This is a genomic window from Mycetohabitans sp. B46, assembly GCF_037389205.1.
Lineage (GTDB): Bacteria > Pseudomonadota > Gammaproteobacteria > Burkholderiales > Burkholderiaceae > Mycetohabitans.
Genome location: NZ_JADBGL010000001.1, coordinates 268390 through 286836, shown reverse-complemented (window position 1 = coordinate 286836; position 18447 = coordinate 268390). Strand labels below are relative to the sequence as shown.

Below are 18447 nucleotides of genomic sequence, written 5' to 3'. Positions count from 1 at the left end.
TAGGAGAAGTGTTATGCCAACGATCGGACACGACGTCGCGGCAGGTCACGATCACGCACACGACCATGCGCACGATTATCCGCATGGCTGGCGGCGCTGGTTGTTCGCAACCAACCACAAGGACATTGGCACGCTGTATCTGATTTTCTCGTTCGTGATGTTTTTGTCGGGCGGGGTGATGGCGCTGCTGATCCGCGCGGAGTTGTTTGAACCCGGCCTGCAGATCATGCGGCCCGAGTTCTTCAACCAACTCACGACGATGCACGGGCTGATCATGGTGTTCGGCGCGATCATGCCGGCGTTTGTCGGCTTTGCGAACTGGATGGTGCCGTTGCAGATCGGCGCGGCCGACATGGCGTTTGCGCGGATGAATAACTTCAGCTTCTGGCTGCTGCCGGTTGCCGCGGTACTGCTGGTCGGCTCGTTTTTCTCGCCGGGCGGCGCGACCGCCGCGGGCTGGACGCTGTATGCGCCGCTGTCAGTGCAAATGGGGCCGGGCATGGACCTGGGCATCTTTGCGGTGCACATCATGGGTGCGTCGTCGATCATGGGCGCGATCAACATCATCGTGACGATCTTGAACATGCGCGCGCCTGGCATGACGATGATGAAAATGCCGATGTTCTGCTGGACCTGGTTGATCACTGCATTCCTGTTGATTGCGGTGATGCCGGTACTGGCCGGTGCGATCACGATGTTGTTGTTTGATCGGCATTTCGGCACGGCGTTTTTCAATCCGGCCGGCGGCGGTGATCCGGTGCTATATCAGCATATCTTCTGGTTCTTCGGTCATCCGGAAGTCTATATCATGATTCTGCCAGCGTTCGGGATCATCTCGCAGGTTGTACCGGCCTTCTCGCGCAAGCCGCTGTTCGGCTATAGCTCGATGGTGTATGCAACGGCGTCGATTGCGATTCTGTCGTTCATGGTATGGGCGCACCACATGTTTGTGACCGGCATGCCGGTCACCGGCCAGCTATTCTTCATGTACGCGACGATGCTCATTGCGGTGCCTACTGGCGTCAAAGTGTTCAACTGGGTCGCGACGATGTGGCGTGGCGCGCTCTCGTTTGAGACGCCGATGCTGTTCGCAATCGGCTTCATCTTCGTGTTCACGATGGGCGGCTTTACCGGATTGATCCTATCGATGGCGCCGCTCGATGTCCCGCTTCACGGCACGTATTACGTGGTCGCGCACTTCCATTACGTACTTGTTGCTGGCTCACTGTTCGCGTTGTTTGCCGGATGGTATTACTGGTCGCCAAAGTGGACTGGCTGGATGTATAACGAAACACGCGGAAAGATCCACTTTTGGGCGTCGATGATCTTCTTCAACCTCACGTTCTTCCCGATGCACTTTCTCGGGCTGGCCGGTATGCCGCGTCGCTACGCTGACTATCCGGCTCAGTTCACCGATTTCAACCAAATTGCGACGATCGGTGCGTTTGGCTTTGGGCTTGCACAGGTGTACTTCCTGCTGGCGGTTGCGTTGCCTACATACCGTGGTCATGGCGAACACGTGAAAGCGGACGACAAGCCATGGGATGGTGCAACAGGGCTTGAGTGGACAGTGCCGAGTCCGGCGCCATTCCATACGTTCGACATGCCGCCGACGGTCAAATGAGCATCGGCCGGTAATCGAGGCTAGCGTGCTGTTATTGTGATAGGAGGCCCTGGCGTGCGCCAGGGTCGTCAAATGATGCCAACGGATTTACAAAAAAGACGAACGCCAGTCCAGCAACGTGCGGCCAACTTCCGATTGCTGGCGATTTTGATCGGGATTGTTGCCGTCTTCTTTGTGAGTGTCGTGCTCAAGCATCTAGTCCCATGAAAGCGGGAGGACGGTCATGCCTGATCAACCCAAGGATTTGAGCGCCATCGCGCGTGTCATTATCCGATCGATGCGGGCAGTGCTATGGTCGTTTTTTGGCGTACGCAAGGGCACGGAGCATGAACGCGATCTCGCGAGCCTGCACCCGCTACATGTGATCATTGCAGGCTTTGTTTGCGCTGCGGTGTTCATCGGGATCTTGCTGGTGGTCGTTCACTTCGTGACGCAGCCGAGCGTTGAATCGCGCCAGCCGGTGTCGGTTGTAGACGATTGCGGACAAGACAGGACCTGCATCAAGAAAGAACTGGACTGAAGTGGAGAATCAATCATGAGCGGACAAAACGAGAGCCCGTATTACTTCATACCGAATCCGTCGCAGCATCCGATAGCTGCGGCGATGGGCTTGTTGGCCATGCTCGGCTCGCTCGCCGGCTGGATCAACGGCGTGCCGTTCGCGTCACTGACGTTTGCACTCGGTCTCGCTGGGTTGTTATTTGTATTGTGGCACTGGTTCGGCGACTCGATTGGCGAGTCCGAGACCGGCATGTACGGCAAGCGCGTCGACACCTCGTATCGGTGGAGCATGAGTTGGTTCATCTTTTCCGAGGTGATGTTCTTTGGCGCATTCTTTGGTGCGTTGTTTTATGCCCGGCAGTTCGCGCTGCAAGACCTCGGTAACCTTGATGCCAAGTTGATATGGCCCGATTTTTCGGCGGTGTGGCCGAACAATGGGCCGTCCAACCTGGTTGCGCATTTTAAGTCGATGCAGCCGTGGCCCATTCCGACGATCAATACCGCGTTGCTGCTGACGTCCGGCGCGACGTTGACGGTCGCGCACCATGCGCTGCGCGACGATCATCGGAACAAGGCAATCGTGTGGCTGGCCGCGACAGTGCTGCTCGGTGTGATCTTCTTGTTCATGCAAGGCTATGAGTATTTTCACGCGTACAACGAGTTGAACCTGAAGTTGACCTCTGGTGTCTACGGCTCGACGTTTTTTCTGCTGACCGGGTTTCACGGTTTTCACGTGACGATGGGCGCGTTGATGTTGGCCGTTGTGTTGGTACGACTGATCCGCGGACACTTCAAGCCCGATCATCATTTCGCGTTTGAAGGCGCCGCGTGGTACTGGCACTTCGTTGATGTCGTTTGGCTCGGACTGTATGTGGTGGTCTACTGGATGTAGTGGCTACTGCGACAAAACGCCGCCCTCGCCGAGGGCGGCGTTTTGCTTTGTGCGGGAAATGACAAAATTTAGCGTCCGTATGGAATGCCAGTAGCCTGTATCCAGCCCATCCAATGCGCGAAAAGGATGAACAGGAATAACGTGATGGATAGACCGACGCGTGTGACGAGCGACCATACCATCCGCTTGGTCTTGCCGCGATCGTGCATCATGAAGTATAGGGCTGACGCCATGCTGGCGATAATCAGTGCGAACGCGATGGCAACGAGGATAGGCATGAAGAAGGCCGGAAAAGACTGTTCCTCTATTATCTCACCACGTTCTGTGTTCGGCGGAGCTGAGCCCGCATGCTGAAAATCCGCTTTTGGCCCGCGTTGGCCGTGCTAATCGTCGTCGCGGTCACGGTGCGACTCGGTTTCTGGCAGCGCGACCGCGCGCACCAGAAAGAAGCGCTGCAGGCGCGTATCGAGCGGTTCGAGCATGCGAGTCCGATACCGCTAAACGATCGCAGGCCAGCCGTGGCGGAGGTTGAGTTCCACCGCGTCGTGGCGCGCGGCTGGTTTGTGCCGGACTTGACGATTTATCTGGACAATCGGCTGCATCACGACCAGCCTGGCTTTTATGTCGTCACGCCGTTGAAGCTGGAGACAGGCGGCTATGTGCTGGTCAATCGAGGGTGGCTGCCTCGCAACGTGCAGCAGCGCAGCGCGATCGCGCCCTATCACACGCCAACCGGTGTGGTGACGATCGAAGGCGTCGCTCGGGCAGACGCGTCGCGCGCGTTTGAACTCGGGCAAGGTGGATCGGCGCCGCACCAGTCGATCCGTCAAAACCTGAATGTGGCATCGTACGCAGCGGAGACTGGCTTGCCGCTGGAGCCATTCGTGCTACAACAGACCAACGACACGGCGGACGGGCTGGTGCGTGACTGGCCGGCGCCGGACACCGGCGTCGAGCGCAACTACGGCTATATGGTGCAGTGGTGGGGCATGGCGTTGGCGGCGCTCGCCTTTGGGCTCTATGCGGCGCGTCGTGCCGCTCGGGGCGGCAACGACGCCCAGGCTTGATCCCACGTTGGTGCGTATTGTGCATGCGTATGCATGTGCATGACTATGGCAATGGCAATGGCAATGGCAATGGCAATGGCAATGGCAATGGCAATGGCAATGGTGGCGCACGCAACGCGTAATCGCGTGCCAATCGATGTCGTGAACGCAGTGTGAAGGAGTGTAGTGTTGACGGATTCTTCTCGATCGAAACCCGATCTCGACGTACCGAGTACGCGCCATGCCGGCCCGATGGCCACCGGCGTGCCCGCGTCCCGCCGCGGCAGGCAGCGCGCGCGGTGGATGCTGCTGCTGTTGGCCGCGGTTTGTGCCGCGCCCGTCATCGCGTCGTACTTGATGTACTACGTGTTTAAGCCCACTGGCGGCGCGGTTAGCTACGGCCAATTGATCCAGCCGCAGCGGCCGATTCCGGACAATCTCGTCGGGCGCGACGAAACCGGTCATCCAATGCGGCTCGATTCGCTGAAAGGTAAGTGGCTGTTGATTTCGGTCGATCCGAGCGCCTGCGATGACGCCTGTGCGAAGAAACTGTACTTTATGCGGCAGGTGCGCGCGACGCAGGGCGCTGAACGTGAGCGCGTCCTGACTGTATGGCTGCGGACCGACGACGGCGTGATACCGGAGCGTGTCGCCAACGCGTATCCAGACACGCGCACGCTCATCGTGCCGCCGGCGCAAGTTGCCGCGTGGCTGCCGCCCGATCCGGATCGGGCCAGTGATTCGATCGCCTCGCATATTTACTTGGTCGACCCGAATGGGAACTTGATGATGCGCTTTCCGCGTGATCCGGATCCGTCGCGGATCAAGCATGACCTAACCAAACTGCTCAAATGGTCGAGAATCGGCTAAACGGGCGGGCCGCCTTTCTATGAAGTCCATACAGAATTGCCATGTTTGTCGTTGAACTTGCGCTCATCGGTGCGGCGCTCGCGCTGCTGCCCCTCGGCTGGATCCTGTGGCGGGTGCGCTCAGACCGTTATCGCAAACTTGCCTGGCTAACGATGTTCTTGACGCTGGATCTGGTGATGTTCGGCGCCTTTACGCGTTTGACCGACTCGGGCCTGGGTTGTCCTGACTGGCCTGGCTGCTATGCAAGTTCGTCGCCGTTTGCCGCGCATGCGTCAATCGCTGCCGCCTATGCGGCGATGCCAAGCGGACCGGTTAGCCTGATAAAGGCCTGGATTGAGATGCTTCACCGCTATTTTGCGATGGCCATCGGGCTGTTGATCGTACTGATGACCGGGATCGCATGGATTCGACGCTGGCGTGGCCAGCCTTTGCCGGCTTCGCCGTGGTGGCCGACCGCATTGCTGGCGCTGGTGCTGGTGCAGGGGGCATTTGGCGCGTGGACCGTGACGTTGAAGCTACAGCCGGTAATCGTGACTACGCACTTGCTGCTGGGCCTTGGATTACTGGCGGCGCTCGGCTTGTTCGCCGTGCGTATGACGCCGGCACCCCAGCAGGAGCCGACCACCGGCCGCGGCTTCGCGGCCGCGCTTGTCGCGCTTGCATTGTTGATCGTGCAAATTGCGCTCGGTGGCTGGGTGAGCACGAATTATGCGGTGCTCGCGTGCACTGACTTTCCAACCTGCAACGGGCAATGGGTGCCGCCAATGGACTTCGCAGAGGGATTCCACTTGTGGCGGGCCCTCGGCATGAATGCCAATGGCGAGGTGATCACCCAGGACGCGCTCGTGGCGATTCACTGGACGCATCGCACATTCGCGATGGTCGTGATTGCCTATCTGCTCGGATGGGCGTGGTGCATACGGCGCTTGAAGAAACTGACACGGCTTGCCGACGCCGTGCTGGTGGTCGTCGTGCTGCAGTGCTTGACCGGCTTGTCCAACATCGTGCTGCAATGGCCGCTGCCCGTTGCCGTCGCGCACAACGGCGGCGCGGCGATCCTGCTGTTGCTCGTTGTCATGTTAAACTGGCGCATTGCCTCCAGCCGCGCCGTTGTCGCCTCGTCGGCATCTTCGAGCGCCGTCACCGCGTGATTCACGAATGGACAGTACCACGCTTCATCACTCGTCCGGCAGCCGCATCGCACAGTATCTTGCGTTGACCAAGCCGCGTGTCACCCAACTCGCCGTGTTCTGCGCGGTGATCGGCATGTTCCTATCTACACCCGGCATGGTGCCGTGGCAGAAGCTGGTCGGCGGCACGATTGGCATCTGGCTGTTCGCTGGGGCGGCGTTTGCGATCAATTGCCTAGTCGAGCAGCGTATCGACGCGCGGATGCGGCGTACCGCATGGCGCCCTTCGGCGCGCGGTGAGATCACGCCGGCACAAATCCTGACCTTTTCCGCGGTGCTGGGCGGGCTGGGCATGTGGACGCTATACACGTTCACGAACGCGTTGACGATGTGGCTGACGTTCGCGACGTTCATCGGCTACGCAGTCATCTATACGATGCTGCTGAAGCCCGCCACGCCGCAAAACATCGTGATCGGCGGCGCCTCGGGTGCGATGCCGCCCGCGCTGGGCTGGGCGGCGGTGCAGGGCGCGGTGCCGGGCGACGCATGGATCCTTGTGCTGATCATCTTTGTCTGGACACCGCCGCATTTCTGGGCGCTAGCGCTGTATCGTCGCCAGGACTACGAGAGCGCGAAGTTGCCGATGCTGCCCGTCACCCATGGCGTGCACTTCACTGCGCTGCATATCCTGCTGTACACGCTTGTGCTGTTCGCCGTCACGCTGATGCCGTTCGTCTCCGATATGAGCGGGGTGCTATACCTCGCCAGCGCGGTCGTGCTCGGCGTACTGTTCCTGAGCTACGCGTGGAAAATGTATCGCGACTATTCGGATGAGATCGCGCGCAAGACATTTCGTTATTCAATCGTCTATTTGTCGCTGTTGTTCGTCGCGTTGCTGATTGATCACTACGTGCGCGGTTGGATCGGTTTCTGATGTTGGCGCGCGCTTTTTTCCATCTGGTGGCGGCCCGGGCGGTATCCGGTCCACGCGAAGCGGCTCGCATGAGCCACGGCGGGTGGCGGCGCGCGGTGGCCGCAGTAGTGGCCGGCACGGCGCTCGCCTTGGGGGGCTGCGGCGACAAGCCGGTGTTCAAGAACGTTGACATCACCGGCGCGAGCCAGTTTGGCACCGACTTCGCGCTTGCCGATACCAACGGCCATGTACGCACGCTGGCCGATTTCAAAGGCAAGGTGGTGGTGCTGTTCTTTGGCTACCTGCACTGTCCGGACGTGTGCCCGATGACGATGGCCGAACTCGCCCAAGCGATGCAGCAATTGGGCGACCAGGCAAAACGTGTGCAGGTGCTGTTCGTCACGCTCGACCCGCAGCGCGACAGTGCGCCGCTGCTCGCACAGTACGTCGCGGCGTTTCATCCGTCGTTCATCGGCCTGCGTCCTGCCAACGAGACGCAGTTGTCAAAAGTGACCAAGTCGTTTCGCGTGTACTACGCAAAAGAGCCGGGCAAGGACGGGGCCGATTACACGGTAGACCACATCGCCGCGAGCTACGTATTCGATCCTGCCGGCAAGCTACGCCTATTCGCGCGAGATGGCCAAGGGCCCGGGCCGTGGGTGCACGATATTAAGCTGTTGCTCGACTAGAGTAGCCTCCCGGGTGACGCTTCGGTGACTTCTCCGTAAAAGCATAAGCGTATGCGTATTCGATAGTTCACTTTATCGGTGCAGCCATGCGACCATCGCGTTTTCAAAATAAGGGGGAGTATCTATGCTACGCAGAACACTACTGAAAACGCTGACTATCGTCGCGATGACAGCTGCATTGTCGAACGTTGCGCGAGCCGATCCGGTGCTGCGCGTGGGCACGATGAGCGGCCCGGACGGGCAGATCTGGGCGGAGGTCGCGAAAGTGGCGGCGAAGCGCGGCTTGAAAATCAAGGTCATCGAATTCAATGACTACGTGCAGTTGAATGCTGCGCTCGATGCCGGCGACCTGGACGCGAACGGCTTCCAGCACCAGCCGTTCCTGGACAGCCAGGTCAAGCAGCGCGGCTACAAGATTGTGAACGTGGGCCTGACCTATGTGTCGCCGATGGGCTTCTACTCGAAGAAGTTCAAGTCGTTGAAGGACCTGCCGAAAGGCGCCAAAGTGGGTATCCAGAACGATCCGTCCAACGGCAACCGCGCGCTGTTGCTGCTGCAGAAATACGGGATCATCAAGCTGAAGGCCGGCGCGGGCGTGGGCAGCGCCAACGCGACGCCGCTGGATGTGATCGAGAATCCAAAGAAGATCAAGCTGGTCGAGTTAGATGCCGCGCAGATGCCGCGTTCGCTCGATGACCTAGCTGCTGCATCGATCAATAACAACTACGCGGTGAGCGCCGGCTTCTCGCCGATCAGAGATGCGATCGCGCTTGAAGACCTGAAGGGACCGTATGCGAACCTGATTGCCGTGCGCCTGCAGGACAAGGACAAGCCGTGGGTGAAGAAGCTGGTGGCCGCGTACGAGTCCGACGACATTCGCAAGTTCCTCGAGACGCAATTTAAGGGCGCGATCCTGCCCGCGTTCTAAGGCGCTACGCTTGCGGCTAGTGTCCTGCAAGCGCGCAAAGTTTGCGGCCCGTTGCTCGATCAACGCGTCGGCCCGTTGCGCCATCTGCTTTGTCCGTCTGCAGCAGCGGCCCCGTGCCGGTACATGATCCAGCCTAGATCGCTGGGTTGCGGGTCGCTGTGTGACGCCTGCGCCGCGTCAGTCCTTCGTGCAGTATGCCGATAGGCTTGGAGTAGAAGCGATTGAACTGGCGTATACCGCTTTCAGCTTGTGCATTGCGTCACGCACTGTTTATGCTCTGCCGATCGCCAAGGCCGTAAAATCGCAAAATAGTAGTTAAAGCAAGAGGGAAGCGGTGTCCAGGCTATTTGCGATGGACCGCGACGTGACGATTGCTTGAGTATTATTTGGGTTAGATAACGGGTCCGACGGAGCGCTCATCCGGTGGTGTGTGGGCATCGCTGCCGCAACGATGGCGACGTGCTCGCCCTGCACGGTACCTACGCTATCCACCCGCCGCAAACTCCCGGTTGTTGCCTTCCCCGCCTCTCTCGCCCGGACAGGACTTTCATGCTCGCTGGAAACATCTTGACCCCTGACGGCTGGCTGCTCGGCCGCTTGGAGATCACTGACGGACGCATCGCGACGATCGATGGAGAACGCACGGATCCCGCCTGCAATGACGAGCCGTATATCCTGCCCGGCTTCATTGACCTGCATGTGCACGGCGGCGGCGGGGCGGACGTGATGGATGGCGGCACGGCGCTCAACACGATTGCCCGCGCCCATGCGCGCCATGGGACGACCAGCCTGCTGGCCACGACGATGACCGCGCCGCGAGCGCAGCTGAAGTCCGTGATTGCCGGTCTGGGCGCCTTAGCGCGAGAGCGGCAGGCGGGCGCCGCGCGATTGCTGGGCGTGCATCTGGAGGGGCCGTACATCAATCCCGGCAAGCTCGGTGCCCAGCCGGCAGCAGCCACGGTCGCGGTGCTCGACGAAGTTATGGAGTACTTGACGCTGGGCCCCGTCCGCGTCGTCACGCTGGCACCGGAAATCGCCGGCCACATGGACATCGTACGCGAACTCGCCACGCGCGGCGTGCGCGTTCAGCTCGGCCATTCACTCGGCTCGTATGACGACGCAGTGGCCGCGCTCAAGCAGGGCGCCACGGGCTTCACGCACTTGTTCAATGCGATGTCACCGATGCATCACCGCGATCCGGGCATGGTCGGGGCCGCACTGGCTCATGCTGCGTATGCGGAGATCATCCCCGATCTGCTGCATGTGCATCCCGGTGCCATCCGAGCCGCGTTGCGTGCGATCCCGCGCTTATACGTGGTAACCGACAGCACGTCGGCTGCTGGGATGCCGGACGGCGAGTATCACCTGGGCAGCCAGCGTGTCACGAAGTGTCTAGGCGGCGTGCGGCTGGCCGACGGTACGCTGGCGGGCAGCACCTTGACGATGGACCAGGCGCTGCGCAATCTCGTCTCGATCGGTTTGCCGATCGCCGACGTGTCGGCACGTTTGTCGCGTCATGCGGCGGACTACCTGGGGCTGGTTGACCGTGGTCGCATCGAGCGGGGCGCATGGGCCGACCTGGTGGTGATCGATCGCGAACTGGCACTCGCTGCCACGTACGTCGAAGGAGAAGCCGTTGTCGAATAGGCTTAACGAGGCGTTGGCCTCGCCCGAAGTCGTGGCCGCGTAACTGGCCTTCGGGAGGCGTCCAGCGCTATATTACCGCGCGCGGTGGCGCGGCCAACCTGTCGAATGTCGACACGCCTGCACGACGCGCTTGTGCCTGTCCTGACTCGTGCGTGGCCCTTTTGCCGTGGACCGACAACGGCTCGCAAACCTGGACGTCGCATGGGTTTGCCGTCGACACGTTCCACCTCACATACGGCAATGCGGCCGAGCGCTACGTGAAGACGATGGCGGCGCCGTTGCCAGCCGTCGGACGTTCGGCCGTGTCTGTGCCGATGGTCTCGGTGGGGAGCCGACAGCCCGCACGCCGACGCTTCATGCGGCGGCGATTTGGGCAAGATCAAGGTGCGCGGGATCGGTAAAAAACCGTCGGCCGGCACCGGCCATTTCAGTGCGTTACTTCTCCGTGCTAGGCCCTGCAACTCTTTGTGCGTCGCGATGTGACTCGAGCCACATCGCGTTGATGACGCCGAACGCGAGTGCGACGCCAATCCCCAATATCCAGCTGAAATACCACATGCTCTGCTCCGTCAGATTGGTCAATTAAAGTAAGCGCCGTTCAGTACATCGAGTGCGTGTTGCTTTGCACGCCTTGCTCGGTGACCTTACCGCGCATCACGCGATAGACCCAGCTGGTGTACAGCATGATCAACGGCACAAACACAATCACCACGATCAGCATGATGCCCAGCGTGCGATGGCTCGACGTCGAGTCCCACAGCGTCAGGCTGCTGGTCGGGTCCAGCGACGATGGCATGATGAATGGGAACATCGAAAAGCCTGCGGTCAGGATCACGCCGGTCACCAGCAGCCCCGTCATGATGAAGCTCAGCTTGGTGAAGCGCGACGAGGCAAACGCCAGTGCGAGCACGCCGGCCACGATGCCCAACGCCGGCGCGAGCATCATCCATGGGTAGGCGACGTAATTGGCCATCCACAGGCCGGGCCCGGCGGCCACGCGCTTAAGCAGCGGGTTGGCCAGCGCGTCCAGCGGCGCCGCGTGGGTAATCTCGAAGCCGGTGATGCGGGTGGCCACGAAGATGCCGGCCATGATGAACAGTACGACCGTGATCAGCGACGCGATGCGCAACACGTGCGAGGCACGGCGTGCTATTGCTCCCTCGGTCTTGATGCGCAGGAACGCGGCGCCATGCGCGACCAGCATGCCGACGCTGACTGCGCCGCACAGCACTGCGAACGGGTTCAGCAGCGCGAAGAAGCCGCCATGGTAGCTCACGCGCAGCTCGTCGTCGAAGCGGAACGGCACGCCTTGCAGCAGGTTGCCAAACGCGACGCCGAACACCAGTGCCGGAATTGCGCTGCCGGCAAACAACGCCCAGTCCCAGCTCGCGCGCCACCGCGGATCGTCGCGCTTGGCACGGTACTCGAAGCCGACCGGTCGCATGAACAACGCGAACAACACCAGCAGCATCGCGAAATAGAAGCCGGAAAAGGAAGCGGCGTAGACCAGCGGCCACGCGGCGAACATTGCGCCGCCGGCCGTGATCAGCCATACCTGGTTGCCTTCCCAGGTGGGGCCAATCGCGTTGATGATCACGCGACGTTCGGTGTCGGTCTTGCCGATGAACGGCAGCAGTGCACCGACACCCATGTCGAAGCCGTCAGTGAGCGCGAAGCCGAGCAGCAAGACGCCGATCAGCACCCACCAAATGACCTTCAAAGTTGGATAGTCAAACATAGTGATTTAGTCCAGTAACAAAGGCTTCGATCCACGGCATCAGGCTGGCCCTGCGTGAGATAGCTGCTGAGCTTCGTAAGCTGTTGCATCGTCATGCTGCTGCGGTTGCTCGTGGTGGTAGCGGCCGGTATGCAGCGACGACGGCCCGAGCCTTGCATACTTGAACATCAGCGTGATCTCGACGATGAATAGCACCGTGTAGAACAAGATGAACCCGCCGATGCTCAGATACAGATCCGATGGCGCCAGGCTGGAAGCTGACGAGAATGTCGGCAGCACACCGGCGATCGTCCACGGCTGGCGGCCCACTTCGGCGACAATCCAGCCAAACTCGGCGGCGAGCCACGGCAATGGGATCGCCCAGACGCACCAGCGCAGGAACCAGCGCCGGCTCTCATGCGCTAGGCTGCGCGTGGCGCAGAACCAGAAGGCGAGCACGAATGTCACGAGGAACAGGATGCCCAGACCGACCATCAGCCGGAACGACCAGAATACCGGCGCCACGGGGGGAATCGAGTGCTTGGCCGCCTCGGCGATTTGCGTGTCAGTCGCATTCAGCACGTCCGGTGCATAGCGCTTGACGAGCAGTCCATAGCCGAGGCTGTTCTTGTGGGCATCAAACACCGCGCGCGTTGCATCGGACGTGTCGCCCTGCTTCATCTTTTGCAGCGCCCCGTACGCGACGATACCGTTGCGGATACGCTGCTCGTTCTGAGAGATGAGATCGCGCAGCCCGACCACGGGCTCGTCGATCGAGCGCGTGGCGATCAGCCCTAGCGCGTAGGGGACGCGCAGTGCGTAGTCGGTGCGTTGCTCGTCCTGATTCGGCAAGCCGAATAGGGTGAATGCCGCGGGTGCCGGTTCGGTGTTCCATTCCGATTCGATCGCGGCGAGCTTGGCTTGCTGAACTTCGCCGGTCGTGTAGCCCGACTCGTCACCGAGCACGATCACGCACAGCGTTGAGGCCAGCCCAAAGCCGGCCGCGACGGCAAATGAGCGCAATGCGAAGTCGACGTCGCGCTTCTTCAACAGGTACCACGAGGATACGCCGAGCACGAACATCGCCGCCGTCACATAGCCTGCCGACACGGTATGGACGAATTTGACCTGTGCGACCGGATTGAATACCACGTCGAACAAGTTGGTCAATTCCATGCGCATCGTCTCGTAATTGAACTCGGCACCAACCGGATTGTTCATCCAGCCGTTGGCGATCAGGATCCACAACGCCGACAGGTTCGAGCCGAGTGCGACGAGGAACGTGACGATCAGATGCCCGACGCGCGACAGCCGGTCCCAGCCGAAGAACATGAGTCCAACGAACGTCGATTCGAGGAAGAACGCCATTAGGCCTTCCACCGCGAGCGGCACGCCGAAAATATCGCCGACGTAGTGCGAGTAGTACGACCAGTTCGTGCCGAATTGGAACTCCAGCGTGATGCCGGTCACCACGCCCATCGCAAAGTTAATGCCAAACAGCTTGGCCCAGAATTGGGTCATGTCCTTGTAGACCTGCTTGCGGGTCATCACGTAGACGGCTTCCATGATGACCAACAGCCAGGACAGACCCAGCGTCAGTGGGACGAAAAGAAAGTGGTACAGCGCAGTAATGGCGAACTGCAGCCGCGAAAGGTCGACGACTTCGCTACTTATCATGATGATCACCTAAAGCGGGCGGATGTGATGCGGGCACCGACAACAGCGCTTGCGCGACTTGGGCCGGCGGCAGTTCCATGTGCGGTGCCTGGGGATGACTGAATAACGTGTACTTGAAGACGAGCAGGATCGCGACCTTGGCCATCACGACCAGTGTCAACTCGCGAGCTAGTCCAGGGCGGCGCAGGAGCGCGGCCAGCATACCGGGGCGCTGCGCAGGGCCGGCATGGCCCGTATCGGTGCTGGGGCGAACGTCATGGCTGAGCATAGTGTTTCGTGTGCTGCGCGACAGGCGCGACTTGAACGAAACCCATTTTATAGGTAGGGTGTAACGAGGGGCAGTTATTGCGACGCGTCAAACCGCCGCATTTTCACCGTGAAGCGGCCCCGCGCATACGTATTGTGGCGATTTGTCGCGGTGCAAACAAAAACCCGGCCGAAGCCGGGTTCGATGCGTGCAGGCGAAACACTCACGCGTACTGTTGCAGCGCGCCGCGCATCTTCTTCATCGCGCTCGCCTCGATTTGGCGGATGCGCTCGGCGGATACGCCGAACTCGTCGGCCAACTCGTGCAGTGTCGCGCCGCCCGAGCCGTCGTCCTGCACCTGCAGCCAGCGCGCCTCGATGATGCGGCGGCTGCGCGCGTCGAGCGATTCAAGCGCCTCGGCCAAGCCTTCAGTCTGCAGCAGGTCGCGCTGGCGTGAAGCAAGCACCGTGGTCGGCTCGGTACGCGAGTCGGCCAGGTAGGCGATCGGCGCGAACGATTCCTCACCGTCCTCAAACTGCCCCTCGAGCGCGATATCACTGCCGGCTAACCGCGTCTCCATCTCGGTCACTTCTTCGCGCTTGACGTTCAGCTCCTTCGCAAGCCCTGCGATCTCGTCCGGTGTGAAGGCCTGCATGCCCTGCTTGTGGCTGCGCAGGTTGAAGAACAGCTTGCGCTGCGCCTTCGTCGTCGCGACTTTCACCATGCGCCAGTTGCGCAGGATGTATTCGTGAATCTCGGCCTTGATCCAATGGATCGCATACGACACCAGCCGTACGTTCTGGCGCGGATCGAAGCGCTTGACGGCCTTCATCAGGCCGATGTTGCCTTCCTGAATCAGGTCCGCGTGAGGCAGGCCATAACCCAGATAGTTGCGCGCGATCGACACTACCAGCCGCAGGTGTGACAGCACCAACTGACGCGCGGCATCCAATTTGTTCTGCTCGCGGTATTCGATTGCAAGACGCGTTTCGTCGGCCTGCGACAAGAGCGGGATGCGGTTAACCGCCTGAATGTAAGCGTCGAGATTACCCAACGTACCCGGCAGCATCGACTTTGAGGCGAGCGCCAGCGCACCTGCGCCAGCCGGCGCCAGGCTTGCAGGGGTCGATAGGGGCATTGCGTTGCTCACTCGTATTACTCCTTTATGGGCAGCTCCATGCACTACCGCGCAAACGGCGTTCCACGCTATCTTAGCACTCAACTTCATCGAGTGCTAAGCCATTTGCTGGCCAATGGCGCCGCAGGTTCCTTTTAACTATTAATATCTCCATTCCAATAGCTATCTAAATTGACATGCCGGTGCGCAGAGAAGTTTCCTCCGGTGCGCGGGCCGGGCATCAAGCCAAAGAGGGCGGCAAAGGGGCGTATTGAGCAGCGATCCGCGCGACGGCCTAAAATGGCGGCCCAACCACGTTGTCAGTGCCTGCTTAATATTTGGAAAGCCATGAATACGTTCACGAGGAAGCGTGGCCCAACGGCGCCAGCGCAGCGTGTAGCGCGTGCCGCGCTGGCGGCGCTGGCGCTAGCTGCCAGTGCGGCAGCCCACGCAGACCGGTTTGGCGTTCAACTCGGTGGCGGGCTCGGAGACCGCCATATCAAGAAGGGCGATCTGGCGCTAATATGGGATCCGGGCCTGACGGGGTGGGAGACGGGATCCTGGCACCTTACGCTGGTCGGCGAGGCCCATGTGTCCTATTGGCACGCGGACAAAGGCGACATACATTCTAAAATCAGCGAGTTTGGCGTGACGCCGGTCGTACGTTTCATCAAGAACAGTGGCCAGATTCGCCCATTTGTCGAGGCCGGCGTGGGCGTGCGGTTGTTGACGCACCCGCGCATTTCCGAGCGCTTTACCGTCTCCTCGGCGTTCCAGTTTGCGGACATGGTCGGCGTCGGCGCTCAGTTCAGTGAGCGTCAGCAGTGCCAGGCGGGATTTCGCTTCCAACATGTGTCTAATGGCGGTATCAAGCGACCGAATCCTGGTATCAATTTCACCCAGCTTTACCTGCAGTACAACTTTTAAAGCGGGGGCCGCGCACGGCCCGTTTCGCGTTCGAAGCGAGGCACAGATGGCGGCCAAGGTTATTGAGACGATCCGGGGCTAAATCGCGTACAAAAAGTATGTTATCCAAAATAATAGGAGATTGATCTAAAATCCAAAGTAACGAAGGGGGTGATGGCGATTGCGCTGACCGTATCAGCCGTGACGGGTATTGCTGTGGCAACGAGCCAAAGCAGCTATGCGTGCGGTAACTACAACCGTCCCTGCAACTGTCTTGCGGTGCGATAGAACCATTTGTAGCAAAGCAGCAAAACCTATATTGCTGTGGCATCCGACGCTGTCGCGGCGATACGCCAGTGCAACGTAGCGAGCGAATCACAGACATGTCGCCGCGCGTTGAGTCGTTGCATAGGACATATTGTGCGCTGGCAGCGTAGGCGCACAGCATTGCTGATCGGCCGCAACGGCCGAGGCGCTCACGCACACGGCACCTGCCTCGATTCCTTGCGTCGAGCAACGCGCTCGATGAGTTCGACTTGCCTCACTATGGCCTCGGGCGCCCTTGCGTAGCCATCCAGTACGTCCGTTATCCATCGCGCAGTCGTTGCGGCATCCAACGCGTTGGGCAGGTCGACCACGGGTGCTTCCGGCGATGCACGTTCAGCATTGATCAGTGTCTCGCATACCTGATCATGTAGCCAGTCGACTTGCACCTGGCGCCGGGTATCGGCTGCGGCCTCCCCTTCGGTTCCACGCGCCAGCAGTACACCGCCGGCAGCCGCCTGTGGGAAATCGCGGAACAACGCTGACAAGCTGTCACGGTAAGCCGGATGGGTATAGTTGACCAGCCGCAGACCTGGTTCGGCGAACGGCTGCAGCAGCTTGACCAGCGTATGGGTCGTATTGCGCACGCCGAGTATCGCGCGTAGCTCGAGCAAGCGGGACATCTTCGGCGCGAGCACGTCGATCGGCGCGAATGCGATTTGCGCGTGAGCGAGTGCCGGGTCGATTTCGTCAATCGAGCGCGCTGCCGGCAGGTCCAATCCGGCAAAGATTTCGGCGCTGGTCACCTGTCCTGGGTCCATTGTCACGCTGTGCACGAGTACCGGCACGCCGCGACGCGCCAGCAATAAGGCGAGCAGCGGTGTGAGGTTGGGCTGCTTGCGCGCGCCGTTGTAGCTCGGTATCGACACGGGGCGATAGCGATCGCCGCGCGTGGCCAGTAGCCGGAGCGACGCGTGCGCCGCAGCGAGCATCGCCGCAAGCTCCTGCGGCGTCTCGCCCTTAATTCTGTACGCGAGCACCACTGCGCCCAGTTCGACATCGGAGACGCGCCCGTCGAGCATCGCCGCATAGAGTGCCTGGGCTTCATCGTGCGAAAGCGCGCGTGCACCGCGCGCGCCACGCCCGATCTGCTTGATCAACGGCGCACAACAAAAACTTGTGCCGTCGGGTGGATGCTCGGACAAAGGGGGCGATTCGGTCATGGCATCGGACAACCGGTGCACCGGCTACGCAAGCGCGTGTGCCGACGTGATCAGTCGCTTCACTTCGGGAATACAGGAACCACATTGAGTACCGCATCCGAGGATTTCTTGCAAGCGCGCAAGGCATGCCGCGCCGCAAGCCGCGCGAGGGTGGCAGCACGCCGAGAACCGCGTCACTGCCGAAGTGACCCGTCCCAGTTTAAACTTGGGTGGTTCCGTCCAATGTGTGCGCCGTGCCGGTCATGTCGCGGCGGCATATCAATGTAGCGCTCACCATTGTTAAGAGAGCATGCGATGGCTTATTTATTCGAGGTGCCGACCCCCGTGGTGCCGGTGGTGCAATCGTCCGATGTGTTTCCAGTGAGACGTATCTATTGCGTCGGCCGCAACTACGAAGCGCACGCGCGCGAGATGGGCCACGATCCGCAACGCGAGCCGCCCTTTTTCTTCAGCAAGCCCGCCGACGCGGTGCTGTATGTGGCGCCCGGAACCGTAGGCGAATTTCCGTATCCGCCTGAGTCGGGCGAGGTCCATCACGAGATGGAGTTGGTCGTGGCGATCGGATGCGGGGGGCGCGACCTCCCGGTGGAGCACGCGCTGGAGCACGTGTACGGCTACGCGCTCGGGCTAGACATGACGCGCCGAGATTTGCAGGCGCAGGCTAAGAGGCTGGGCCGTCCCTGGGACTTGGCCAAGGGTTTTGACCTGTCCGCGCCGATTGGGCCGATCCATCCAGTATCGCAGGTCGGGCACGTCGCCGCTGGCCAATTGTGGCTGACGGTCAATGGCGCACCACGACAGCGCGCGGACGTGTCGACGATGCTCTGGCCGGTGCCAGAGACGATTGCCTACTTATCGCGGTTTGTTGCGTTGGCGCCGGGCGACCTGATCTACACCGGAACGCCGGAAGGGGTGGCGGCGGTCGCGAAGGGCGATGTGCTCGAAGGCGGCCTGGACGGATTCGACATACTGACATTGTGTGTGGTCTGACACGCGCGTTGTACATCGTGCCGCCGGTCTTTAACGTGCAGCGCTTCAACATCAATCTGGCGCCCT

19 protein-coding genes and 1 pseudogene are annotated in these 18447 nt (G+C 60.7%); 12 read left to right on the top strand and 8 right to left on the bottom strand.

Translation table 11 applies throughout. The features are described 5' to 3' along the window. Nucleotides 1–13 precede the first annotated feature (13 nt). From ctaD to IHE30_RS01360, 3 genes are all read left to right on the top strand, one after another. On the top strand, nt 14–1624 hold the full coding sequence (ctaD, locus tag IHE30_RS01370; RefSeq protein WP_337688201.1) for a cytochrome c oxidase subunit I: 1611 nt from the start codon (nt 14–16) through the stop codon (nt 1622–1624). Between the two features lie 223 nt (nt 1625–1847). Then, complete coding sequence (locus IHE30_RS01365) at nt 1848–2144, top strand: DUF2970 domain-containing protein (protein ID WP_443193566.1); 297 nt, start codon at nt 1848–1850, stop codon at nt 2142–2144. Between the two features lie 15 nt (nt 2145–2159). After that, the gene (locus IHE30_RS01360; protein ID WP_337688200.1) at nt 2160–3017 is read left to right on the top strand and encodes a cytochrome c oxidase subunit 3; all 858 of its coding nucleotides are present in this window, start codon (nt 2160–2162) and stop codon (nt 3015–3017) included. 68 nt (nt 3018–3085) lie between these two features. Here the strand turns inward: IHE30_RS01360 and IHE30_RS01355 are convergent, their stop codons facing one another. Then, nucleotides 3086–3295, bottom strand: coding sequence for a twin transmembrane helix small protein (locus tag IHE30_RS01355; protein WP_337688198.1), 210 nt, complete (start codon nt 3293–3295; stop codon nt 3086–3088). Between the two features lie 72 nt (nt 3296–3367). Here IHE30_RS01355 and IHE30_RS01350 point away from each other — a divergent pair, with 72 nt between their 5' ends. From IHE30_RS01350 to nagA, 7 genes are all read left to right on the top strand, one after another. Further along, nucleotides 3368–4084, top strand: coding sequence for an SURF1 family protein (locus IHE30_RS01350; protein WP_337688390.1), 717 nt, complete (start codon nt 3368–3370; stop codon nt 4082–4084). Nucleotides 4085–4315: 231 nt separating this feature from the next. Beyond that, nucleotides 4316–4933 carry an SCO family protein gene (locus IHE30_RS01345; protein ID WP_337688388.1) on the top strand — a complete coding sequence of 206 codons (618 nt, stop codon included), beginning with the start codon at nt 4316–4318 and terminating at the stop codon, nt 4931–4933. A 41-nt stretch (nt 4934–4974) separates the two neighbouring features. Beyond that, nucleotides 4975–6084: a COX15/CtaA family protein gene (locus IHE30_RS01340; RefSeq protein WP_337688197.1), complete on the top strand. Its 1110-nt coding sequence runs from the start codon at nt 4975–4977 to the stop codon at nt 6082–6084. Between the two features lie 7 nt (nt 6085–6091). Beyond that, nucleotides 6092–6997, top strand: coding sequence for a heme o synthase (cyoE, locus tag IHE30_RS01335; RefSeq protein WP_337688195.1), 906 nt, complete (start codon nt 6092–6094; stop codon nt 6995–6997). Nucleotides 6998–7065: 68 nt separating this feature from the next. Next, complete coding sequence (locus IHE30_RS01330; protein ID WP_337688386.1) at nt 7066–7665, top strand: SCO family protein; 600 nt, start codon at nt 7066–7068, stop codon at nt 7663–7665. A gap of 166 nt (nt 7666–7831) precedes the next feature. Next, on the top strand, nt 7832–8593 hold the full coding sequence (locus IHE30_RS01325) for a MetQ/NlpA family ABC transporter substrate-binding protein (protein ID WP_443193574.1): 762 nt from the start codon (nt 7832–7834) through the stop codon (nt 8591–8593). A gap of 549 nt (nt 8594–9142) precedes the next feature. After that, nucleotides 9143–10240 carry an N-acetylglucosamine-6-phosphate deacetylase gene (gene nagA, locus IHE30_RS01320; protein WP_337688190.1) on the top strand — a complete coding sequence of 366 codons (1098 nt, stop codon included), beginning with the start codon at nt 9143–9145 and terminating at the stop codon, nt 10238–10240. Nucleotides 10241–10675: 435 nt separating this feature from the next. On the opposite strand, the gene cydX is transcribed toward nagA, so the two are convergent. The 5 genes from cydX to rpoH form a co-directional block, all read right to left on the bottom strand. Next, nucleotides 10676–10798 (bottom strand): cytochrome bd-I oxidase subunit CydX, encoded by a 123-nt coding sequence (gene cydX / locus IHE30_RS01315; RefSeq protein WP_337688189.1) that lies wholly within the window; start codon nt 10796–10798, stop codon nt 10676–10678. Nucleotides 10799–10838: 40 nt separating this feature from the next. Continuing rightward, nucleotides 10839–11978, bottom strand: a complete 1140-nt coding sequence (cydB, locus tag IHE30_RS01310; RefSeq protein WP_337688188.1) for a cytochrome d ubiquinol oxidase subunit II — start codon at nt 11976–11978, stop codon at nt 10839–10841. A gap of 39 nt (nt 11979–12017) precedes the next feature. Further along, nucleotides 12018–13634, bottom strand: a complete 1617-nt coding sequence (locus tag IHE30_RS01305) for a cytochrome ubiquinol oxidase subunit I (RefSeq protein ID WP_337688186.1) — start codon at nt 13632–13634, stop codon at nt 12018–12020. Continuing rightward, complete coding sequence (gene cydP / locus IHE30_RS01300) at nt 13624–13902, bottom strand: cytochrome oxidase putative small subunit CydP (RefSeq protein WP_443193565.1); 279 nt, start codon at nt 13900–13902, stop codon at nt 13624–13626. Before cydP ends, IHE30_RS01305 begins: the two co-directional genes overlap by 11 nt. A 202-nt stretch (nt 13903–14104) precedes the next feature. Then, nucleotides 14105–15031 carry an RNA polymerase sigma factor RpoH gene (gene rpoH, locus IHE30_RS01295; protein WP_337688183.1) on the bottom strand — a complete coding sequence of 309 codons (927 nt, stop codon included), beginning with the start codon at nt 15029–15031 and terminating at the stop codon, nt 14105–14107. Nucleotides 15032–15346: 315 nt separating this feature from the next. Between rpoH and IHE30_RS01290 the strand changes: the two genes are divergently transcribed. Beyond that, nucleotides 15347–15925, top strand: a complete 579-nt coding sequence (locus IHE30_RS01290; protein ID WP_337688181.1) for an acyloxyacyl hydrolase — start codon at nt 15347–15349, stop codon at nt 15923–15925. A 455-nt stretch (nt 15926–16380) separates the two neighbouring features. On the opposite strand, the gene ybiB is transcribed toward IHE30_RS01290, so the two are convergent. Together ybiB and IHE30_RS15030 are read right to left on the bottom strand one after the other, a co-directional pair. Further along, nucleotides 16381–17391 carry a DNA-binding protein YbiB gene (ybiB, locus tag IHE30_RS01285; protein ID WP_337688180.1) on the bottom strand — a complete coding sequence of 337 codons (1011 nt, stop codon included), beginning with the start codon at nt 17389–17391 and terminating at the stop codon, nt 16381–16383. Nucleotides 17392–17415: 24 nt separating this feature from the next. Beyond that, nucleotides 17416–17514: pseudogene (locus tag IHE30_RS15030) on the bottom strand ((2Fe-2S)-binding protein); the annotation flags it as partial. A gap of 171 nt (nt 17515–17685) precedes the next feature. Between IHE30_RS15030 and IHE30_RS01280 the strand changes: the two are divergent. Continuing rightward, nucleotides 17686–18381 (top strand): fumarylacetoacetate hydrolase family protein, encoded by a 696-nt coding sequence (locus tag IHE30_RS01280; protein ID WP_337688179.1) that lies wholly within the window; start codon nt 17686–17688, stop codon nt 18379–18381. Nucleotides 18382–18447: the final 66 nt, after the last annotated feature.